The following is an 18,719-nucleotide window of genomic DNA, read 5'->3' on the forward strand; positions in this document are numbered from 1 at the left end:
GATGACGCCCGCCGACGCCGGCGCGGTGCTGGCGATCTACCAGCTGGGGATCGACACCGGCAACGCCACCTTCGACACCAGCGCACCCACCTGGCAGGCGTTCGACACCGGGCGCCGGCCCGATCATCGCCTGGTCGCCTGCGACGAGGGTGGTCGTGTGCTCGGATGGGTCGCCGTCAGCAGCGTCTCGGCGCGGCCGGCCTACGCCGGGGTGGTCGAGCACAGCGTCTACGTCCATCCCGACGCCCGCGGCAGGGGTGTGGGCCGGGCGCTGCTGGAAGCGCTGATCGCCTCGACCGAGGCGGCCGGGATCTGGACGATCCAGTCCGGCGTCTTCCCCGAGAACACCGCCAGCCTGGCCCTGCACGAGCGGGCCGGATTCCGGGTCGTCGGAGTACGCCAGCGGCCGGCCTGCCTGCACGGAGTATGGCGCGATGTCGTGGCGATCGAGCGGCGCAGCGCGGTGGCGGGCACCACACCAGGCTGAGTTGACATGTTTCTAAGTAGGCGGCACTCTAAACAAGTCGCTTAGAGAAACATCGAAACAAGGAGCTTCCGTCATGCTCGCCCTGATCCGCCGCGCCGCCGCAGCCCGCGCCGCCCGCATCGCCGCCACCACCACCTACTGCGAGCAGTGCCCCGAACCGGTCTGCACCGCCGCCTGCCGTGCCGAAGCCGCGCGCACCCGCGGCCACGAGCACGCCGCCGCCGTCGGCTTCCGCATCTGACGCCCCGACCCGACCACACCGCAGGAGAACAGCATGAACCCGCACAGCACCCTCCCGGTCGCCGTGATCGGCGCCGGCCCGGTCGGCCTGGCCGCCGCCGCCCACCTGGCCGAACGCGGCCTGGACTTCGTCGTCCTGGAAGCCGGCAACGGGCCCGCCGCGGCGATGAGCAGCTGGGGCCACGTACGGGTGTTCAGCCCGTGGCGGTTCAACATCGACGCCGCCGCCCGCCGCCTGCTCGAAGCCGACGGCTGGATCGCACCCAACCCCGAAGACCTCCCGCTCGGCTCCCAGATCGTCACCGACTACCTCGCCCCGCTGACCAAGCTGCCCGCCCTGGCCGGCCGCGTCCGCTACGGCGCCGAGGTCATCGCGATCAGCCGTGACGGCCTCGACCGCCTGCGCTCCACCGGACGCGAGGACAGCCCGTTCCTCATCCGGCTCGCCGACGGGCAGGAACTGACCGCCCGCGCGGTCATCGACGCCTCCGGCACCTGGCCCACCCCCAACGTGATCGGCGGATCCGGCCTGCCCGCCCACGGCGAGGCCGACGCCGCCGCCGCGTTCATCGACACTGCGCTGCCCGACGTGCTCGGCACCGACCGCGACCGGTTCGCCGGCAAGCACACCCTCGTCGTCGGTGCCGGGCACTCCGCCGCCAACACCCTGCTCGCCCTCGCTCAGCTCGCCACCGAAGCACCGGGCACGAAGGTGAGCTGGGCGATCCGCACGGGTGCGGCGACCCGCACCTACGGCGGTGGCGACGCCGACGCCCTGCCCGCCCGCGGCGCGCTGGGCTCACGGGTCCGGGCCCTGGTCGACTCCGGCGCCATCACCCTGCACTCCGGGTTCTCGGTGCGTTCCATCGCCGTCGACGGCGAGCAGGTGGCTGTGACCGCCCGCAGCGGCGCGACCGTCACCGCCGACCGGATCGTGTCGGCCACCGGGTTCCGGCCCGACCACACCATCGCCGCCGAGCTGCGCCTGGACCTCGACCCGATCATGGGATCCACCCGGGCCCTGGCGCCGCTGATCGACCCGAACCAGCACTCGTGCGGCACCGTGCCGCCGCACGGCGTCGACGAGCTCACCCACCCCGAACCGGACTACTTCGCCATCGGCGCCAAGTCATACGGCCGGGCTCCGACGTTTCTCATGGCCACCGGCTACGAGCAGGCACGCTCCGTCGTCGCCGCGCTGGCCGGGGACTGGGAGGCCGCCCGCGACGTCCAGCTGGAGCTGCCCGAGACCGGGGTGTGCTCGTCGGCGGCCGCGCTCGGCGCCGACGACGCCGAGTCGTGCTGCGGAACTCCGGCGCCGCAGGCGGTCGAAGCGCCCCGCGGCCTGGCGACGGGTGTCGCCGGTGGGCTGCTGACCCTGCCGGTCGTCCAGCCCGTCGCCGAGCAGGCCGGCACCGGTGGCGGCTGCTGCGGCAGCTGAGGTGACCACCACCGCCGACCGTGCCGCCGCCCCCGCCCGGGGCGGCGGCACTGCCGCATCCGACCGCCGGCTGATCGCCGTGCTCGCGATCACCGCCACCGTCGGCTACGGCGTGCTGTTCTACACCTTCTCCGTCGTCGTCGCCCCGATCGCCGCCGACCTGCACACCACCACCACGACCGTCACCGGCGCGTACACCCTCAGCGTCCTGGTCGCCGCCGCGGTCGCCGTGCCCGTCGGCCGCTACCTCGACCGCCGCCCCGCCCGCGGCCTCATGACAGTCACCGCCGCGCTCGGCTCCGCCGCGGTCGCCGGGCTGTCACGGGCCACCGCCTTATGGCAGGTCTACGCCGCGTTCGTCCTCATCGGCATCGCCGCAGCCGCCAGCCTCTATGAAGCCGGGTTCACCGTCGTCGTCCACCAGCTCGGCGCCGCACGCCGCGCCGGGGCGGTCCTGACCATCACCATCGTCGGCGGACTGGCCTCCACCATCTTCATCCCGGCCACCGGCTGGCTGAACCACGCGTACGGGTGGCGGACCGCGCTGATCATCCTCGCCGGACTCCACGCCGCGATCACCATCACCGGACATGCCCTTGCCATCCCCGCCACCGCACCGGCGGCTGCCGCCAGAGGGCACGACACACCGCCGCCCGCACGCATCACTCGCCGGTTGCTGCGCGATCGCGGATTCTGGCTGCTGATCGTGGCGTTCGTCGCCCACGGCGCGGCGACCTCCGCCGTCAGCGTCCACCTCGTCAGCTACCTCACCCACATCGGCCACCCCGCCACCACCGCCGCGACGATCGCCGGGATGCTCGGCGCGCTGTCGGTCACCGGCCGCATCGCCGCCACCGCCGCCACCCGCCGCTGGCAGATCACCACCACGACCGCGGCGGTGTTCGCCCTGCAGGCCACGGCCGCAGCCGCCCTGCCGTGGCTCGGCGCAACCGTCGCGGGCGCCGTGACCTGCGTCGCCGCGTTCGGCCTCGGATTCGGCGTCGGCACCATCGCCCGCCCGGCCATCGTGGTCCAGCGATACGGAGCCACCGACTACGGCACGATCTCCGGCACCCTCACCGTTCCGCTCACGCTCGCCAAAGCCGCAGCACCCCTCGCCGCAGCCGGCCTCAGCGCGAACGTTCTCATGGCCACGGTCGCTCTACTCTGCCTGGCCGGAGCCTTGGCCCTACGGCTGCCGACCCCTATGACGGCAGTCGTCGGCGATGCATCCCGGCCCGGGCCTGCACCCGAGGACGGCTGACCCGGCAACCGAGGCCGGGGTACGGCTGACCAGCAGCCGTCCTCCGGCTTCGTTCAGCCCCGGGTCCGATCAGCCAGGTGCATCAAATCAATTTGATGTATCCTGGCGGGGTGGTGGTACGTCCTGCTCGAACACAGGCGCCAGGGTTTCTGCGGGCGGTCGGGCATCCGCTGCGCTGGCAGCTGCTGACCGAACTCGCCGTCAGCGACCGGCGCGTACATGAGCTGACGACGATGCTCGACCAGCCGCAGAACCTGGTCTCCTACCACCTCGCACAGCTGCGCGCCGCAGGCCTCGTGACCGGCCGCCGCAGCAGCGCTGACGGCCGCGACACCTACTACCGCCTCGACCTCGCCTTGTGCGCGGCCCAGCTGGCCGCCACCGGCAGCGCCCTGCACCCCGCGCTCGGCCTGGTCCGCCCCTCGGCACCAAGCACCCCGGTGGCCGGGCGGGTGCTGTTCCTGTGCACCGGCAACAGCTCCCGCTCGCAGATGGCAGAGGCGCTGCTACGCCAGCGCACCGCCGGATCGGTCGCCGTGTTCAGCGCGGGCAGCCAGCCCAAACCCGTCCACCCGCACGCGATCGCGGTCATGGCCGCCCACGGCATCGACCTGAGCACCGCACAGCCCAAGCACCTCGACGTCTTCGCCGGCACACGTTTCGACCACGTCATCACCGTCTGCGACCGGCTCCGGGAGACCTGCCCGCAGCTGCCCGCCCGGCGCACCGCCCACTGGAGCATCCCCGACCCGGCCCGCGACCCCGGCGGCTACCCGGCATTCGAACGCGTCGCCGCCGAACTCGCCGAACGCGTGGGCTTTCTGATCCACGCCCTGACCGAACCGCAGCCACTGGAGGCATCATGAACAGCCACGACGACCCGACCGTGCACGTCCGCTACCTCGTCGACGACGTACAGGCCGCCGTCGACTTCTACACCACCCACCTCGGCTTCACCCTCGGCACACACTTCCCGCCCGCGTTCGCCGACGTCCGGCGCGGCAACCTGCGCCTGCTGCTGTCCGGGCCGCAGAGCTCGGCCGGGCGGCCCATGCCCGACGGGCGCACCCCGCAACCCGGCGGCTGGAACCGCATCCACCTCATCGTCGACGACATCGACACCGAATCCGCCCGGCTGCGCGCCGCCGGCGTGCGCTTCCGCAACGAGATCATCTCCGGGCCCGGCGGCCGCCAGACCGTGTTCGACGACCCCGCCGGAAACCCCGTCGAGCTGTTCCAGCCAGCCCAGCACTAAGCCCGGACGAGTTCCGGCACCCCCGCACCACGACACACCACGACGTCACGCGTGGCGTCATCGGCGGTTAACCGCAGGTTCAACCCGGCCGGGCAGGCTGCCAGCGCCACACCGCCCACGCCACACCCCGAGGACACGCATGACCGACCATCACGACCCGCCACGCCCGTTGCGCGAGGTCGGGTCCGTGTTCCTCAAACTCGGCACCATCGGCTTCGGTGGACCCGCCGCCCACATCGCGATGATGCGTGAAGAGGTGGTCCGCCGCCGCGGGTGGACCACCGACGCCCACTTCCTCGACCTGGTCGGCGCCGTCAACCTGATACCCGGGCCGAACTCCACCGAGCTGGCCATCCATCTCGGTTATGACCGCGCCCGCTGGAAAGGCCTGGTCACCGCCGGCGTGTGCTTCATCGCCCCGGCCTTCCTGATAGTGCTCGCCCTGTCCTGGGCCTACGACCGCTACGGGACGACCCCCGCCGCAGCCAACCTGCTCTACGGCATCAAACCGGTCGTGGTGGCGATCGTCATCTGGGCGCTGATCGGTCTGCTGCGTACCGCGGTCAAAGACATCGTCACGGCGACCGCCGCGGTCGCGGCGCTGGCGGCATACCTGCTGGGCGTCAACGAACTCGCCGTCCTCGCCGTGGGCGGCCTGCTGGTGACGGCCGCCCGCACCCGGTCCGCCTGGTGGCCGCGCGGCGGTGACGGCGCGATGTCGGTCCTGCCTCCGGCGCTGCTGGCCGCACCGCTGCTGCCCGACCCCACCACAGGACAGCTGGCGCGGTTGTTCCTCGCCTTCCTCAAGATCGGGTCGGTGCTGTACGGCAGCGGCTACGTCCTGCTGGCGTTCCTGCGCGGCGACTTCGTGCAGCGTCTGGGCTGGCTCACCGAAAGCCAGCTGCTCGACGCCATCTCCATCGGCCAGGTCACGCCCGGTCCCGTGTTCACCACCGCCACGTTCATCGGCTACCAGATCGCCGGCCTGCCCGGCGCGATCGCCGCCACCTTGGGGGTCTTCCTGCCGTCGTTCCTGTTCGTCGCGCTGCTCACCCGCATCGTCGTGAAGATTCGCAACCGGGCCTGGTCAGCCGGGTTCCTCGACGGCGTCAACGCCACCGCACTGGCGCTGATGGCAGGCGTCACCGTCCAGCTCGGCCGCACCGCGCTCATCGACCCGCTCACCGTCGCCGTCGCGGCCGTCACCCTGATCCTGCAGTGGCGCGCCAAGAGCAACACGGCCTGGTACATCGCCGGCGGGGCCGCCATCGGCCTCGCTCACATGGTCCTGTGACTCGCACTACGCGTGAAGTCGCCGCACGACTCTCCCGCCGACGCGCCCGAGCCTCGGGCCTGCCGGAAGCCGCCGTCAGCGACGTGGCACAGTCAGCCGACGGCCGCCTGGGACCAGGCGAGGGTCGGCGGCGAGCGCGTTTCGGGGCCATGGCCGGGGAAACGGCCTGCTGTGGCGGCTATGCGGGCGCGGGCCGGGTTCTGCGGTAGCCGTGGGTGGTCAGGCCGCGTGGTTTGAACACCGCCAGCGCGGTCGCTGCCAGCAGGACGACGATGGCGGCGGCGGCGTCGGCGACGAGTTGGACCTGCATCCCGTGGAGGCCGCCTGCGGCGATCATGGTGGTGGCCGTGGGGTCGGCCAGGCGGCCGATGGGCTGGGTGTGCAGCAGTAGCAGGCCGGTGGCGGGGATGGTGAGGACGAGCTTGGCGATGACCCACCAGTGGCGGATCAATCCCCAGGTGGTGCCGAGGGACTGGATGACGCCGGTCGTGAACGAGGCCAGGGCCAGGGGAACGATGACGGCCCAGGTGATCACGTCGGCGGCCAGGTAGAGGGCGTGGGCGCGAGCCGGGTCGGTGCTGTTCAGGCCGGCCACGGCGACGGCGAGGAAGGCGGTCACGGCGCCGAGCCAGCCCAGTGAGGTGGTGACGTGCACGGTGAGGGCGGTCTTGCGCAGCCGTGGCGGCATGGGCATCAGTTGCCGCCGTGGGACGGGCTGTTGCCGGTCAGATGGATGGCGATGAACGCTGCGGCCAGGATCAGGACGACCAGCGCTGAGATCTTGACCCAGCGGGGCGTCCTGGGCGCTCGGTCATCGACGGCGCGCGGCTCGGTCATGGCTGGTTCCCTCCGGTCGTGGCAGTCGGACGGGCGAGGTTGCCGTCTCAGCGCAGACTTTAACGATACACAGTGTCTTAGACAAGACGTTGTGTATCGCCTCTCTACGCCTCGTACAATCGTCAGGTGCCGAAGCTGTGGGACGCCACGATCGACGCGCACCGCAACGCGGTGCGCGAGGCGGTGCTGGACGCCACCGCCGGCCTGGCAGCCGCGCACGGGGTGGCTTCGGTGACGATGTCGCAGATCGCCGAGGCGGCCGGCATCGGCCGGGCGACGCTGTACAAGTACTTCCCGGACGTCGAGTCGATTCTGCGGGCCTGGCACGAACGGCAGGTCGGCGCGCACCTGCACCAGCTTCAGGCAGTGCGCGAGCAGGCCGGCGACCCAGGCCGGGCACTGGTCACGGTGCTGGAGACGTACGCCCGCATCTGCCAGGCGCAGCACGGCGGCGACGTGGCTGCGATGCTGCATCAGGGCCCGCACATGGCCCACGCCCACCAGCACCTGCAGACGCTGGTCGCACAGCTGCTCGCCGACGGCGTGCGCACTGGCGACGTACGCGACGACGTACCCGCGCCGGAGCTGGCCGGGTTCTGCCTCAACGCCCTGCGCGCAGCCGCCAGCCTGACTTCGAAAGCGGCGCTCAGCCGGCTCGTCGCCGTCACCCTCGCCGGCCTGCGCCCACCTGCCTGATCCGACACGACCGCAGCGGCCGCCGCCACAACCAGCCCACCTCCGATATCGCAAAGTCAGTCGATGCGTCGATCGCCGTCGCGGCTCAACCGCAGCCTGACGGTGCGTAACATCGCCGCAGCTCAGCGAAGTTTTCCTGGCCTCAGGTTGAAACCGGCTCGCCTTATTTCCTAGGGTTGGTGGCCAACTGCCGCGTACGCCTGGTTGCACCCCTTGCGACCCCGCGGCGGTCACCGCCGCCGGGCCCACCCTCCGACCGCCTGGCTGCGGTCGGCGGCAAAGGAGATCCGGTGTCCCCCCTCCATACCGCGTCGCGCCCGCTCGCGCGGGTGCTGCTCGTGGTGGCAGCTTTGACGGCCGGACTGCTCGCAGCAGTCCCCGCGCACGCCGAACCGACCCCCGCTGAGATCGAAGCCCAGCTCACCGAAGCGTGGAACAAGCTCGAACCGGTGATCGAGGAGTACAACCACGTCCACTCCGAGCTCAACAAACTGAAGAATAAGGCCGCGACCCTGGACGCGAAGCTCGCGCCGCTGCGGCTCACGGTCCAGGTCAGCCGCGCCCGGGTCGGCGCCATCGCGGCCGAGTACTACAAAGGCAGCCGCACCCAGGAAATCAACTCGCTGCTGTCCACGGGGTCACCTGCGCAGTTCGCCCAGCAGCTGTCGATCCTGACGCAGCTGGCGCACTCCAAGCAGCAGGAGATCGCCAAGACTACCGAGGTAAAGGCCGAGTTCGACCGCCAGAAGGCCGAGCTGGACCAGATCATCGCCGACCAGGCGAAGAAGGACGCCGACATGGCGGCGAAGAAGAAGGCCATCGAAGCCGACCTGCAGCGGCTCGCGGACCTGCGGCAGAAGGCATATGGCAGCGGCGGCCCGGGCGGTTCGCTGAAGATCGGCAACCTGTGCCCCGTGCCCGCGCTCGGCACGCAGGACAACACGTCCAGCAAGGGCAACACCGCGGCGCTCGCCGCGTGCAAGCAGATCTCCAAGAAGTACGTGTTCGGATCCAACGGCCCGGACACCTTCGACTGCTCGGGCCTGACCCAGTGGGCGTGGGCGAAGGCGGGCGTGGAGCTGACCCACTACACCAAGGCCCAGTGGACCGAGGGCAAGCGGGTGAGCACCCCCATCGTCGGCGATCTGGTCTTCTTCTACCCGAACGACAACCTGCACCACATGGGCATGTACGTCGGGAAGGTCAACGGCAGAAAGGTGATGGTCCACGCGCCGCACACCGGCGACGTCGTGCGCATGCAGTACATCGACGTCATGCCCCTGGCCGGCTACGTACGCCCGAGCTGACCAGCGCTCGCACGCGCCTCACCAGGGCCGAGAGGCTGCTGACGGAGAGATTCCCGTCAGCCGCCTCTCGGTATGGGCAGTTGCTCGCGGCCTGAGCCGGCTCAGCTCGCTGCGACGGCAGTGGCAGGCGTGCTTGTCGGCTGCGGCGCCGGTGGGGTGTGGCGGCGCAGGAGCAGTGCGTTGAAGGTGACGATGATCGTCGAGGCGCTCATCAGCAGTGCCGCCCACTGCGGCTGCAGCAGGATGCCCAGGCTCGGATACAGCACACCGGCGGCGACCGGAATCGCCAGCAGGTTGTAGATCGCGGCCCAGAACAGGTTCTGTTTGATCTTGGTGCGGACGGCGCGGGCGATGGACAGGGCGTAGCCGACGTCGGCGGGGTTGTCGCGGATGAGTACCACGTCGGCGGTCTCGACCGCGACGTCGGTACCCGCACCGATGGCGATGCCGATGTCGGCCTGGGCCAGCGCCGGCGCGTCGTTGACGCCGTCGCCGACCATCGCAACCCTGGCTCCGCCTCGCTGCAGCGCGGTGATGTGGCCGGCCTTGTCCTCGGGCAGCACCTCCGCGATGACGGTGCCGATGCCGAGCCCGCGGGCGACGGCTTCGGCTGTCGTGCGCTGGTCGCCGGTGAGCATGACAGTACGGACGCCTGCGTGGTGCAAGACGCTGATCGCGGCTGCGGCCGATTCACGTACGGGGTCCGCGACCGCGACCACGCCGAGCGCGGCACCGTCGCGGGCGACGTACATCGCGGTCTTGCCGTCGGCGGCCAGCGCCGCGGCCGAGGAGGTCAGCCCGTCGACGGCGACGTGTTCGCGCTGCATGAGCCGCAGGTTGCCGATGAGGATCTGCCTGCCGTCGACGGTGGCCCGCACGCCGTGGCCGGGAATGGAGTCGAACCGCAGCGGCGGCGCCACGTCCATGCCCCGCTGCCGGGCGGCGTCGACTATCGCGGCCGCGAGGGGGTGCTGGGAGGGCTGGTCGGCCCGTGCCGCGGCGTGGAGCAGCTCGTCGTCGGTCGTGCCGTCCACGGGGACGAGGTCGGTGACGGCCGGCTTGCCGGCGGTCAGGGTGCCGGTCTTGTCGAACACGACGGTGTCGACGCCGGCGGTGGCTTCCAGGGCGGTGGCGTTCTTGAACAGGACGCCGCCGCGGGCGCCCTGCCCGACGCCGACGGTGATCGCGGTCGGGGTGGCCAGGGCCAGGGCGTCGGGGCAGGCGATGACGATCGCCGAGACCGCGGCCGTGACGGCGAACGCGGCGCCGTGCCCGCCCCACAGCATCCAGGCGGTGAAGGTGAGCGCACCGGCGGCCAGCGCCACATAGACGAGGTACTTTCCGGCGGTGTCGGCCAGGCGCTGGGCCGGGGCCTTCGACGCCTGGGCGTTCTGGACCATGGCGACGATGCGGGCCAGTGCGGTGTCGGCGCCGACGGCGGTGGCGGTGAACGTGAAAGCGCCGGTGGTGTTGATGGTGCCGCCGACGACCGCGTCACCGGTCTTCTTGCTGACGGGAACGGGCTCACCGGTGATCATCGACTCGTCGACATAGGACTGCCCGTCGGCGACGGTGCCGTCGACGGGGACCTTCGCTCCGGGCTTGACGACGATGACGTCGCCGGTGAGGACCTGCTCGAGCGGGATCTCGGAGTCGTGGCCGTCCCGGCGCACGATCGCCGTCGGCGGCGCCAGGGACAACAGTGCCTCCACGGCGCGGCCGGTCGCGAAGCGCGAGCGCATCTCCAGCCAGTGCCCGAGGAGGCTGAGCGTGGTCAGCATGGCGGCGGCTTCGAAGAACACCTCGTGTCCGCCGAGCAGCGTCGACGCCACCGAGTAGAAGTAGGCGACCAGGATGCCGACGGCGATCAGCGTCATCATGGTGACCTCGCCGATACGCAGCGAGCGGGCGGCCGAGGAGATGAACGGCCAGCCGCCCCACCACACGACCGGGGTGGCGAGGATCAGCCCGAACCAGCCCATGGACAGCCCGAACGGCGGCTGCTCGGGCAGGCCGATCGCGGCGCCGATGGGTGAGAACACGACGATCGGGATGGTCAGCAGGGCGCTGGCGGCGAACCGGCGCAGCATCGAGGCGACCATGTGCTCGCCGTGGCCCGCGTGCTCGTCGTGCTCTGCGTGGCCTGCGTGCTCGTCGTGCACCGCATGGCCGGCGGCGGTGGCGCTGGCGTGTCCGGTGTGGTCCATGGCCGCTGTGCCGGTGTGGTCGCTGTGAGGTGCCTCTGTGCCGTGGGCTGTTGCGGTGCTGTGGGCTGTTGCGGTGCTGTGGCCGCCGTGGGCGTGGTCGGAGGTGGTGTGCTTGTCTGCGGCGGTGTGGCTGGGGTGGTGGCTGTGCGTGTCGGTCTGGTCGGGCAGCCCTGCCGCCGGGTGGTCGGGCTGGCAGCACGACGCCGGGCAGTCGGCGCAGTCGCACCGGTAGCCGTGCCCGGCCAGCAGCTGCCGGATGCCGTCCGGGTCGGTGCGTTCGGGGTCGTAGGCGACGTGGATGACGGCGCGGGTGCGGTCGGCGTGGGCTGCGGTGATGGCCGGTTGCCGGATGAGGAAGCGTTCGATGGCGGCCAGTTCGGTGGCGCAGAAGCAGAAGTCGAGGGCGACCTCGGCGACGCGGCCACCGGTGTCGTGGTGGTGGCCGTGGCGGCCGGTGTCGTGGTCGTGTTTCATCGCAGGCTCCCCAGTCTGTGTTTCTCGATCAACTTCAAACATACCCCGAGGGGGTACCTTTCACGGTCGTGTTTTCTGCATGGCACCCATGCGGGTGGGTGGTGGGACGCCTCTGTGCGGCGTCCCACCACCTGGGTCAGCCGCGGAGGGCTGCTTCGGCCTCGGGGACGTGCTGGGTGTCGGTGGGCGGCTGCGGTGCCGCCGACCGGGCGGTGCGAAGGGTCGTCGCTGCCAGGACTGCCGCGAGTGCGGCCAGGGCGGCGGCGCCGGTGAACGCGGCGGTGAATCCTTCGGTCAGCGCGTGCGGGTCGCCGAGGGCGCCGGCCCCATAGGAGGCGGCCACGGCGGTCATCGCGGCCAGGCCGAGCGCCGATCCGACCTGGTAGCTGGTGTTGACCAGGCCGGAGGCCAGTCCGCCCTCCGTCGGCGGGGCGGCCGAGATGGCGGTGCCCAGTGACGGGATGAACGCCAGCGCCATGCCGATCGCGGCGACGAGCGTGGCGGGCAGGACGTCGGCGGTGTAGGTGCCGCCGGGGCGGGCCGAGGCCAGCCAGCCGATGCCTGCGGCCAGGATCGCCAGTCCGGTGACCGTGGTGGCCTTCGGGCCGAAACGGGCGATGACCCGCGGGGCGAGCACGATCATGGCGGCCATGATGAGCACCGTCATGGGCAGCAGCGCGGCTCCGGCGGGAAGTGCGGCGTAGCCGAGGACCTGCTGCAGGTAGAGGTTGAGGAAGAACCACATCGGGATCCATGCGGCGCCCAGCAGGGCCTGGGCGAGGTTGGCCGGTGCGAGGTTCGGTGCGCGCAGCAGCGACAGGCGCAGCAGCGGCGCCTTGCGCACGCCCTGGATGATCACGAAGGTGGCCAGCAGGGCGGTCGCGGTGCCGAGCACGGCCCAGGTGATCGGTGAGGTCCAGCCGTGTTCGGGTGCGGCGACGATGCCGTAGACGAGGGCGGCCAGGCCGGTGGTGACGGTGATCGCGCCTGCCCAGTCGATGCGGCCGCGGGTACGGGCGCCGGCGGGCATGAGCGCGGGGGCGGCGATGATCGCGGCGATGGCGACGGGGATGTTGAGGTAGTAGATCCAGGGCCAGGACAGGTACTGGGTGATGGCGCCGCCGAGGAACACTCCGGCGGTGCCGCCTGCCGGCGCGGCCGCGCCGTACAGGGCCAGTGCGCGGGTCAGTTCGCGGGGGTCGGCGCCGAACAGCATCATCAGCAGGGTCAGCGACGACGGGGCGATCAGTGCCGCGCCGGCGCCCTGGACGGCGCGGGCGGCCAGTTCGACGCCGACGGTGCCCGCGGCGCCGGCTGCCGCGGAGCCGGCCAGCAGGATCGCCCAGCCGGTGACGAACATGCGGCGGGCGCCGAACAGGTCGGACAGGCGGCCGCCGAGCAGCAGCAGGCCGCCGAAGGCCACGACATAGGCGTTGAACACCCAGGACAGGTTCTGCTGGGTGAAGTCCAGGTCGGCCTGGATGTGGGGCAGGGCCACGCCGATGATCGACGTGTCCATGATGACCATGAACTGTGCGGTGGCGATGAGGCCGAGGGCCCACCAGCGCCGCGTTGGCGTTGACATTTCCGTGTCCTCTCACGTGCCGGCGTGGTTGGCCGGCCGGGGTCTAGGGGTGTGCGGTGTAGCCGGCGGCGGTGACGGCCGCGGTGATCGCGGCGGCCGATGCGGGGCCGGTGACGGTCAGGGTGGCGGTGGCCAGGTCGACGGTGGCGTCGGTGACCCCGGGCACGGCGCGCACCGCGGTGGCCACGCGGGCGGCGCACGAGCCGCAGGTCATGCCGGAGACGGCGAATGCACGGCCGGTGATCACGCCGTCGGTGGCGGCAGGGGTGGTGGTGCAGGTACCGCTGTCGCAGCAGCCCATGAGAGATCCCTCCTCATATACCCATACCCCCTATGGGTATCGGCTCGGCGGAACGCTAGCATACCCCCCAGGGGTTTGGCTACACTGGTTTCATGACGACGCAAGCGCACACTCCCCAGGCGGCCACGACACGCGGTTACACCGCGAGCAAGGACCAGCTGCTGACGCGCATCCGCCGTATCGAGGGCCAGGTGCGCGGCATCGAGAAGATGGTCGAGGACGACCGGTACTGCATCGACGTGCTCACCCAGATCTCGGCCATCCAAGCGGCGCTGGACAAGGTCGGCCTGGGCCTGCTCGACGGCCACGCCCGCCATTGCATGCAGCACGGTGCCGAGGAAGGCCGCGGCGACGAGATGGCCACCGAGCTGATGGCCGCGGTCGGCCGGTTGATGAAGCGAGGCTGACCGGGCGGGCGCCGACAGACCGGCGCCCGCCCCTCCGTGTCACTTCAGCCGGTCGAGGACCTGCTGCAGCGTGGCGATCTCCGCGGTCTGGGTCTTCTCGATCGTGGCCGCCAGGGCCTTGGCGTCGGCGTCGGCGCCCTGGGCCTGCTCGGTCCTGGCCATCTGGACCGCGCCCTGGTGGTGGGCGATCATCATGCGGACGAACTCGCGGTCGAACGCGGTGCCGGTCAGGTTCTCCAGGGAGCCCATCTGCTCCTCGGTCATCATGCCGGGCATGCCGTCGCGCATGCCGCCCATCGGTGCGGCGGTCGGCTGGCCCCAGGCGCTCAGCCAGCCTTTCATCGTCTCGATCTCCGGACCCTGCGCGGTCTTGATCTGCATGGCCAGCTGCTGGACCTGCGGGTCGCTGGCGCGGGTCCCGGCGAACTCGGCCATGCGGACGGCCTGCTCGTGGTGCGGGATCATCATCTGTGCGAACGACACGTCGGCGGTGTTGAAGTTCGCGCCGGCGGGCACGGACGCCATCGGCATGTCGTGGCCACCGCCCGGGTTGTGCGGGGTGCTGGAGCCGCAGCCGGCCGCGGTCAGCACGGCGGCGGCAAGACCGGCCAGTGCGAAGTTTCGCAGCAGCGTATTTACGGACATGTTGAAGCCTTTCATCGGTGTCTCGGATGGAGTGCATGAGCAGCAGACGGCGCGGCCCGAGTGGGACCGCCCGTGGCCGCTATGTCCGAGATACCGACAGCCGGGCAAGGCGCAGGCGAAGCGGCGGCGGGTCCGGCGGACCACGCGACACCGCCCTGGCGACCCGCAGCCCGGCCAGGGCGAGCAGGCCAGCCAGGCGCAGCCGTATCCGCAGCGCGACGAACGCCACGAGGACAAGCACGGACAGCACCGCCAGGCAGACGCTGAACACATGCCATCCCGTGTGCCGGCAGCCGTGGCAGTCGCCATCGTCGGCGATGGGCGTCACCGCGATGAGCCCCTGGCCGGCCGGCGCGTGTATCGCGGGGACAGGCTGTGCGTGATGGGGGCCGGTGGCGTGGCGGCTGTGTGCGCCGTGACCGAAGGTGTGCATGATCGCGAGCCCGAACAGCACTGCCAGCAGCAGTGCCCGCGGGACGGCGCGGCGCACACCGGTCATCACTCCCCCACCGTATCGACACGTCGGTGACTCGCAGGGCCGGCCAGCGACCCCGAGCAGACTGCCACGCCCGCCGGCCCCCATACCCGCCGGGGGTACCGTGGGGGTGTTGCGGCCTTCTGAACTGCATGTCCGCCTCTCGGCACCGGCCACTGCGCGGCAGGCAGCGCGCGCACCTCGGCTGGGTGTGACGTGAACCATCCACTTCCCCTACACAAACCCCTGGGGGGTATGCTACGGTCGGCCTTGAGATACCCCACAGGGGTATAGTGGCGAGGAGGGATCGCGATGGAGACCGTATACACCGTCAAGGGCATGACCTGCGGGCACTGCGTCAACTCGGTCAGCGCCGAGATCAGCAAGCTCGACGGCGTGACCGGTGTGCAGGTCGACCTGGCCGGCGGCGCGGTCACCGTGTCCAGCGCCGGCGCCCTCGACGAGGCCGCGGTCGCCGCGGCGGTCGACGAGGCAGGCTACGAACTGGTCGGAGCACGGTCATGAACACCCCGCTCAAGCTGAGCCTGTTCGGGCTCGGGCTGGCCGCGGTGTTCGCAGCGTCGTACGGGGCCGGCTACCTGGCCGGCCCCTCCCCCGCTACGGCACCCGCCGGCCACCAGAGCACCTCACACGCAACCCACGACACCGCCGGCCCGCAGAACAGCACGGCTGAGGTGCCCGGCGGGCTTCAGGTCGCCCAGGACGGCTACCGCCTGCAGCCGCTGTCGACGCAGCTGTCGACCGCGCAGCCGCAGCCGCTGCGGTTCCGGATCCTCGGACCCGACGGCGCCCCGGTCACCGCCTACACCCCGACCCACGACAAGGACCTGCACCTGATCGTGGTCCGCCGGGACCTGGCCGGCTTCCAGCACGTGCACCCCACCCTGGGCGCCGGCGGCGTCTGGGAGATCCCGCTGCACGCCGGTGCAGGCCCCGGGCAGTACCGGCTGTTCGCCGACTTCCAGCCCACCGCCCGCAGCCAGGGCCTGACGCTCGGCGTCGACCTGCCCGCACCGGGGGCGTACCAACCGGCGCCGCTGCCGGCCGCCGCCCGCACCGCGACAATCGACGGCTACACGGTCACCCTCGACGGCGACCTGGTCCCGGGCACCTCGTCGAAGCTGACGCTGACCGTGACCAAGGACGGCAAGCCGGTCACCGACCTGCAGCCTTACCTGGCCGCCTACGGCCACCTGGTCGCGCTGCGCGACGGCGACCTGGCCTACCTGCACGTGCACCCCGACGGCGAACCCGGCGACGGCCGCACCACCGCCGGACCGCAGATCGTCTTCCACGCCGAGGTCCCCTCAGCCGGCGCCTACCGGCTGTTCCTGGACTTCCAGCACAACGGCGTCGTGCGCACCGCGGCCTTCACCGCCGCAGCCGGAACGGCGGCCCCTGCCGCGCCGGCACCGCCCAGTCCCACGCCTGCGCCAAGCCCCACCCACGGCCACGGAGGGCACTGATGAGCACCGACAGCAAACCCCTGGTCCTGGCGACCCAGCAGATCGAACTCGCCATCGGCGGCATGACCTGCGCCTCCTGCGCCGCCCGGATCGAGAAGAAACTCAACCGCATGGACGGCGTCACCGCGACCGTCAACTACGCCACCGAGAAGGCGTCGGTCAGCTTCCCGGACACCGTATCCACCGACGACCTGATCGCCACCGTCGAGGCCACCGGCTACACCGCGGTCGTACCGGTCACCGAGCCGCAGGCCGGCACGGCTGAGGCCGAGCCCGCCGACGAGCTCGCGGGCCTGCGCCGCAGGCTGTGGACGTCGCTGGTGCTCGCGGTACCCGTCGTCGTCCTCGCCATGGTCCCCGCGTGGCAGTTCACCAACTGGCAGTGGCTGTCGCTGATGCTGGCCGCCCCGGTCGTCGTCTACGGCGGTGCGCCGTTCCACCGCGCCGCCTGGGTGAACCTGCGCCACGGCGCCGCGACGATGGACACCCTCATCTCCGTCGGCACCCTGGCGGCGTTCGGGTGGTCGCTGTGGGCACTGTTCTTCGGCACCGCCGGACAGCCCGGCATGACCCATCCGTTCACGCTGTCGATCTCCCGCAGCGACGGCGCGGGCAACATCTACCTCGAGGTCGCCGCCGCGGTCACGGTGTTCATCCTGGCGGGCCGGTTCTTCGAGGCCCGGTCCAAGCGCCGCGCGGGTGCCGCCCTGCGGGCGCTGCTGGAGCTGGGCGCCAAGGACGTCACGGTGCTGCGCGACGGCCGCGAGCAGCGCATCCCGACCGGGCAGCTGGCGGTGGGCGACCTGTTCGTCGTCCGGCCCGGCGAGAAGATCGCCACCGATGGCGTCGTCGACGACGGCGCGTCGGCGGTGGACGCGTCGATGCTGACCGGGGAGTCCGTGCCCGTCGAGGTCGCCACCGGGGACACGGTCGTGGGTGCGACGGTCAACGTCGGCGGCCGCCTGATCGTGCGAGCGACCCGGATCGGCGCGGACACGCAGCTCGCGCAGATGGCGCGGCTGGTCGAGCAGGCCCAGACCGGCAAGGCCGCCGTACAGCGGCTGGCCGACCGGATCTCGGCGGTGTTCGTGCCGATCGTCATCGCCCTCGCGGTGGCGACGCTGGGCTTCTGGCTGGGCACCGGCAACGGGGCCGCGGCGGCGTTCACCGCCGCGGTCGCCGTGCTGATCATCGCGTGCCCGTGCGCGCTGGGCCTGGCCACGCCGACGGCACTGCTGGTAGGCACCGGCCGAGGCGCCCAGCTGGGCATCCTGATCAAGGGCCCGGAGGTGCTGGAGTCGACACGCAAGGTGGACACCGTCGTACTGGACAAGACCGGCACCGTCACCACGGGCCGCATGACGCTGGTCGACGTGGTCACCGCCGGGGACGTCAGCAGGCAGCAGGCGCTACGGCTGGCCGGAGCGGCCGAGGCCGCCTCGGAGCACCCGATCGCGCAGGCGATCGCCGCGGCCGCCGCCGAAGCCGGCGACGTGCCCGCTGTCACCGGATTCGCCAACACGCAAGGGCTGGGCGTGACCGGCACCGTCGACGGCACGGCCGTCGTGGTGGGCCGGGCTGCGCTGCTGGCCCAGCACGGCCTGCCCGTGCCCGCCGAGCTCGACACCGCCCGGCAGGCCGCCGAGCAGGCCGGACGCACCGCGGTGCTCGCCGGCTGGGACGGCCGGGCCAGGGCGCTGTTCGCCGTCGCCGACGTGGTCAAGCCGACCAGCGCCGCGGCGATCGAAGGCCTGCGCGCGCTGGGGCTCACCCCGGTGCTGCTGACCGGCGACAACACCACCGTCGCCCACGCCATCGCGGCCGAGGTCGGCATCACCGAGGTCGTCGCCGAGGTCCTGCCGTCGGGCAAGGTCGACGTCGTCAAGCGCCTGCAGGAGCAGGGCAAGGTCGTGGCGATGGTGGGCGACGGCGTCAACGACGCCGCCGCACTCGCCCAGGCCGACCTGGGCCTGGCCATGGGCACCGGCACCGACGCGGCCATCGAGGCAGCCGACCTCACCCTGGTGCGCGGCGACCTGCTGGCGGCGGTCGACGCGATCCGGCTGTCCCGCCGGACCCTGTCCACGATCAAGACGAACCTGTTCTGGGCTTTCGCCTACAACGTGGCCGCCCTGCCGCTGGCGGCGCTGGGCCTGCTCAACCCGATGATCGCCGGTGCGGCGATGGCGCTGTCGTCGGTGTTCGTCGTCTCCAACAGCCTGCGGCTGCGCGGCTTCAAGGCTGTCACCACCCACTGACGGCCCCTCCCGGTGGCGTCGCCCGAGCCGGGCGGCGCCACCGGCCCACGTCTTTCGAG

Annotated in this window: 20 protein-coding genes; 13 read left to right on the plus strand and 7 right to left on the minus strand. The window is 71.7% G+C overall.

Annotation, left to right across the window (positions count from 1 at the left end):
* Window position 1: 1 nt before the first annotated feature.
* The 7 genes from Cba03nite_RS17155 (at window position 2) to chrA (ending at window position 5,981) form a co-directional block, all read left to right on the plus strand.
* Window positions 2–487 carry a GNAT family N-acetyltransferase gene (locus Cba03nite_RS17155; protein ID WP_203746904.1) on the plus strand — a complete coding sequence of 162 codons (486 nt, stop codon included), beginning with the start codon at window positions 2–4 and terminating at the stop codon, window positions 485–487.
* 73 nt (window positions 488–560) lie between these two features.
* Entirely contained in the window at window positions 561–728 is a 168-nt protein-coding gene (locus Cba03nite_RS17160; protein ID WP_203746906.1) for a hypothetical protein, read from the plus strand.
* 33 nt (window positions 729–761) lie between these two features.
* Window positions 762–2,168: an FAD-dependent oxidoreductase gene (locus Cba03nite_RS17165; RefSeq protein ID WP_203746908.1), complete on the plus strand. Its 1,407-nt coding sequence runs from the start codon at window positions 762–764 to the stop codon at window positions 2,166–2,168.
* A gap of 1 nt (window position 2,169) precedes the next feature.
* A complete protein-coding gene (locus Cba03nite_RS17170) occupies window positions 2,170–3,432 on the plus strand; it encodes an MFS transporter (RefSeq protein ID WP_239125809.1) in 1,263 nt (420 codons plus the stop codon).
* A 110-nt stretch (window positions 3,433–3,542) separates the two neighbouring features.
* On the plus strand, window positions 3,543–4,298 hold the full coding sequence (locus Cba03nite_RS17175; RefSeq protein ID WP_239125810.1) for an arsenate reductase/protein-tyrosine-phosphatase family protein: 756 nt from the start codon (window positions 3,543–3,545) through the stop codon (window positions 4,296–4,298).
* Window positions 4,295–4,687 carry a VOC family protein gene (locus tag Cba03nite_RS17180; RefSeq protein ID WP_203746910.1) on the plus strand — a complete coding sequence of 131 codons (393 nt, stop codon included), beginning with the start codon at window positions 4,295–4,297 and terminating at the stop codon, window positions 4,685–4,687. Before Cba03nite_RS17175 ends, Cba03nite_RS17180 begins: the two co-directional genes overlap by 4 nt.
* A gap of 139 nt (window positions 4,688–4,826) precedes the next feature.
* Complete coding sequence (gene chrA, locus Cba03nite_RS17185) at window positions 4,827–5,981, plus strand: chromate efflux transporter (protein WP_203746911.1); 1,155 nt, start codon at window positions 4,827–4,829, stop codon at window positions 5,979–5,981.
* Between the two features lie 178 nt (window positions 5,982–6,159).
* Here the strand turns inward: chrA and Cba03nite_RS17190 are convergent, their stop codons facing one another.
* Window positions 6,160–6,675 carry a DUF2269 domain-containing protein gene (locus Cba03nite_RS17190; RefSeq protein ID WP_203746912.1) on the minus strand — a complete coding sequence of 172 codons (516 nt, stop codon included), beginning with the start codon at window positions 6,673–6,675 and terminating at the stop codon, window positions 6,160–6,162.
* Entirely contained in the window at window positions 6,675–6,818 is a 144-nt protein-coding gene (locus Cba03nite_RS17195) for a hypothetical protein (RefSeq protein WP_203746913.1), read from the minus strand. The genes Cba03nite_RS17190 and Cba03nite_RS17195 overlap by 1 nt, the downstream gene beginning before the upstream one ends.
* Before the next feature lie 126 nt (window positions 6,819–6,944).
* Here Cba03nite_RS17195 and Cba03nite_RS17200 point away from each other — a divergent pair, with 126 nt between their 5' ends.
* Together Cba03nite_RS17200 and Cba03nite_RS17205 are read left to right on the plus strand one after the other, a co-directional pair.
* Complete coding sequence (locus Cba03nite_RS17200; RefSeq protein ID WP_203746914.1) at window positions 6,945–7,514, plus strand: TetR/AcrR family transcriptional regulator; 570 nt, start codon at window positions 6,945–6,947, stop codon at window positions 7,512–7,514.
* 290 nt (window positions 7,515–7,804) lie between these two features.
* On the plus strand, window positions 7,805–8,821 hold the full coding sequence (locus Cba03nite_RS17205) for a C40 family peptidase (RefSeq protein WP_203746915.1): 1,017 nt from the start codon (window positions 7,805–7,807) through the stop codon (window positions 8,819–8,821).
* Between the two features lie 101 nt (window positions 8,822–8,922).
* On the opposite strand, the gene Cba03nite_RS17210 is transcribed toward Cba03nite_RS17205, so the two are convergent.
* The 3 genes from Cba03nite_RS17210 to Cba03nite_RS17220 all read right to left on the minus strand — a co-directional run bounded on the left by Cba03nite_RS17210 (window position 8,923) and on the right by Cba03nite_RS17220 (window position 13,388).
* The gene (locus Cba03nite_RS17210) at window positions 8,923–11,502 is read right to left on the minus strand and encodes a copper-translocating P-type ATPase (protein ID WP_203746917.1); all 2,580 of its coding nucleotides are present in this window, start codon (window positions 11,500–11,502) and stop codon (window positions 8,923–8,925) included.
* 136 nt (window positions 11,503–11,638) lie between these two features.
* Window positions 11,639–13,087 (minus strand): MFS transporter, encoded by a 1,449-nt coding sequence (locus Cba03nite_RS17215; RefSeq protein WP_203746919.1) that lies wholly within the window; start codon window positions 13,085–13,087, stop codon window positions 11,639–11,641.
* 43 nt (window positions 13,088–13,130) lie between these two features.
* Complete coding sequence (locus tag Cba03nite_RS17220) at window positions 13,131–13,388, minus strand: cation transporter (RefSeq protein WP_203746921.1); 258 nt, start codon at window positions 13,386–13,388, stop codon at window positions 13,131–13,133.
* 92 nt (window positions 13,389–13,480) lie between these two features.
* On the opposite strand from Cba03nite_RS17220, the gene Cba03nite_RS17225 reads away from it, so the two are divergent.
* Entirely contained in the window at window positions 13,481–13,795 is a 315-nt protein-coding gene (locus Cba03nite_RS17225; RefSeq protein WP_203746923.1) for a metal-sensitive transcriptional regulator, read from the plus strand.
* Window positions 13,796–13,834: 39 nt separating this feature from the next.
* On the opposite strand, the gene Cba03nite_RS17230 is transcribed toward Cba03nite_RS17225, so the two are convergent.
* Both Cba03nite_RS17230 and Cba03nite_RS17235 read right to left on the minus strand, forming a co-directional pair.
* On the minus strand, window positions 13,835–14,440 hold the full coding sequence (locus Cba03nite_RS17230) for a DUF305 domain-containing protein (RefSeq protein ID WP_203746925.1): 606 nt from the start codon (window positions 14,438–14,440) through the stop codon (window positions 13,835–13,837).
* Window positions 14,441–14,519: 79 nt separating this feature from the next.
* Entirely contained in the window at window positions 14,520–14,939 is a 420-nt protein-coding gene (locus Cba03nite_RS17235) for a DUF6153 family protein (protein WP_203746927.1), read from the minus strand.
* Window positions 14,940–15,227: 288 nt separating this feature from the next.
* Here Cba03nite_RS17235 and Cba03nite_RS17240 point away from each other — a divergent pair, with 288 nt between their 5' ends.
* Genes Cba03nite_RS17240 through Cba03nite_RS17250 form a run of 3 tightly spaced genes read left to right on the plus strand, consistent with a single transcriptional unit; the run spans window position 15,228 to window position 18,660 of the window.
* Complete coding sequence (locus Cba03nite_RS17240) at window positions 15,228–15,440, plus strand: heavy-metal-associated domain-containing protein (RefSeq protein ID WP_203746929.1); 213 nt, start codon at window positions 15,228–15,230, stop codon at window positions 15,438–15,440.
* A complete protein-coding gene (locus Cba03nite_RS17245) occupies window positions 15,437–16,402 on the plus strand; it encodes a DUF8832 domain-containing protein (RefSeq protein WP_203746931.1) in 966 nt (321 codons plus the stop codon). Before Cba03nite_RS17240 ends, Cba03nite_RS17245 begins: the two co-directional genes overlap by 4 nt.
* Window positions 16,402–18,660: a heavy metal translocating P-type ATPase gene (locus Cba03nite_RS17250; RefSeq protein WP_203746933.1), complete on the plus strand. Its 2,259-nt coding sequence runs from the start codon at window positions 16,402–16,404 to the stop codon at window positions 18,658–18,660. Before Cba03nite_RS17245 ends, Cba03nite_RS17250 begins: the two co-directional genes overlap by 1 nt.
* The last annotated feature ends 59 nt before the right edge of the window (window positions 18,661–18,719 follow it).

The sequence above is a fragment of the Catellatospora bangladeshensis genome, from assembly GCF_016862575.1.
Classification (GTDB): domain Bacteria; phylum Actinomycetota; class Actinomycetes; order Mycobacteriales; family Micromonosporaceae; genus Catellatospora; species Catellatospora bangladeshensis.

Coding starts and splice junctions, on each gene's coding strand:
- Cba03nite_RS17190 (WP_203746912.1), bottom strand. CDS start 6,675: ATGCCCATGCCGCCACGGCTGCGCAAGACCGCCCTCACCGTGCACGTC.
- Cba03nite_RS17155 (WP_203746904.1), top strand. CDS start 2: ATGACGCCCGCCGACGCCGGCGCGGTGCTGGCGATCTACCAGCTGGGG.
- Cba03nite_RS17250 (WP_203746933.1), top strand. CDS start 16,402: ATGAGCACCGACAGCAAACCCCTGGTCCTGGCGACCCAGCAGATCGAA.
- Cba03nite_RS17180 (WP_203746910.1), top strand. CDS start 4,295: ATGAACAGCCACGACGACCCGACCGTGCACGTCCGCTACCTCGTCGAC.
- Cba03nite_RS17230 (WP_203746925.1), bottom strand. CDS start 14,440: ATGTCCGTAAATACGCTGCTGCGAAACTTCGCACTGGCCGGTCTTGCC.
- Cba03nite_RS17240 (WP_203746929.1), top strand. CDS start 15,228: ATGGAGACCGTATACACCGTCAAGGGCATGACCTGCGGGCACTGCGTC.
- chrA (WP_203746911.1), top strand. CDS start 4,827: ATGACCGACCATCACGACCCGCCACGCCCGTTGCGCGAGGTCGGGTCC.
- Cba03nite_RS17160 (WP_203746906.1), top strand. CDS start 561: ATGCTCGCCCTGATCCGCCGCGCCGCCGCAGCCCGCGCCGCCCGCATC.
- Cba03nite_RS17195 (WP_203746913.1), bottom strand. CDS start 6,818: ATGACCGAGCCGCGCGCCGTCGATGACCGAGCGCCCAGGACGCCCCGC.
- Cba03nite_RS17220 (WP_203746921.1), bottom strand. CDS start 13,388: ATGGGCTGCTGCGACAGCGGTACCTGCACCACCACCCCTGCCGCCACC.
- Cba03nite_RS17235 (WP_203746927.1), bottom strand. CDS start 14,939: ATGACCGGTGTGCGCCGCGCCGTCCCGCGGGCACTGCTGCTGGCAGTG.
- Cba03nite_RS17165 (WP_203746908.1), top strand. CDS start 762: ATGAACCCGCACAGCACCCTCCCGGTCGCCGTGATCGGCGCCGGCCCG.
- Cba03nite_RS17245 (WP_203746931.1), top strand. CDS start 15,437: ATGAACACCCCGCTCAAGCTGAGCCTGTTCGGGCTCGGGCTGGCCGCG.
- Cba03nite_RS17225 (WP_203746923.1), top strand. CDS start 13,481: ATGACGACGCAAGCGCACACTCCCCAGGCGGCCACGACACGCGGTTAC.
- Cba03nite_RS17210 (WP_203746917.1), bottom strand. CDS start 11,502: ATGAAACACGACCACGACACCGGCCGCCACGGCCACCACCACGACACC.
- Cba03nite_RS17215 (WP_203746919.1), bottom strand. CDS start 13,087: ATGTCAACGCCAACGCGGCGCTGGTGGGCCCTCGGCCTCATCGCCACC.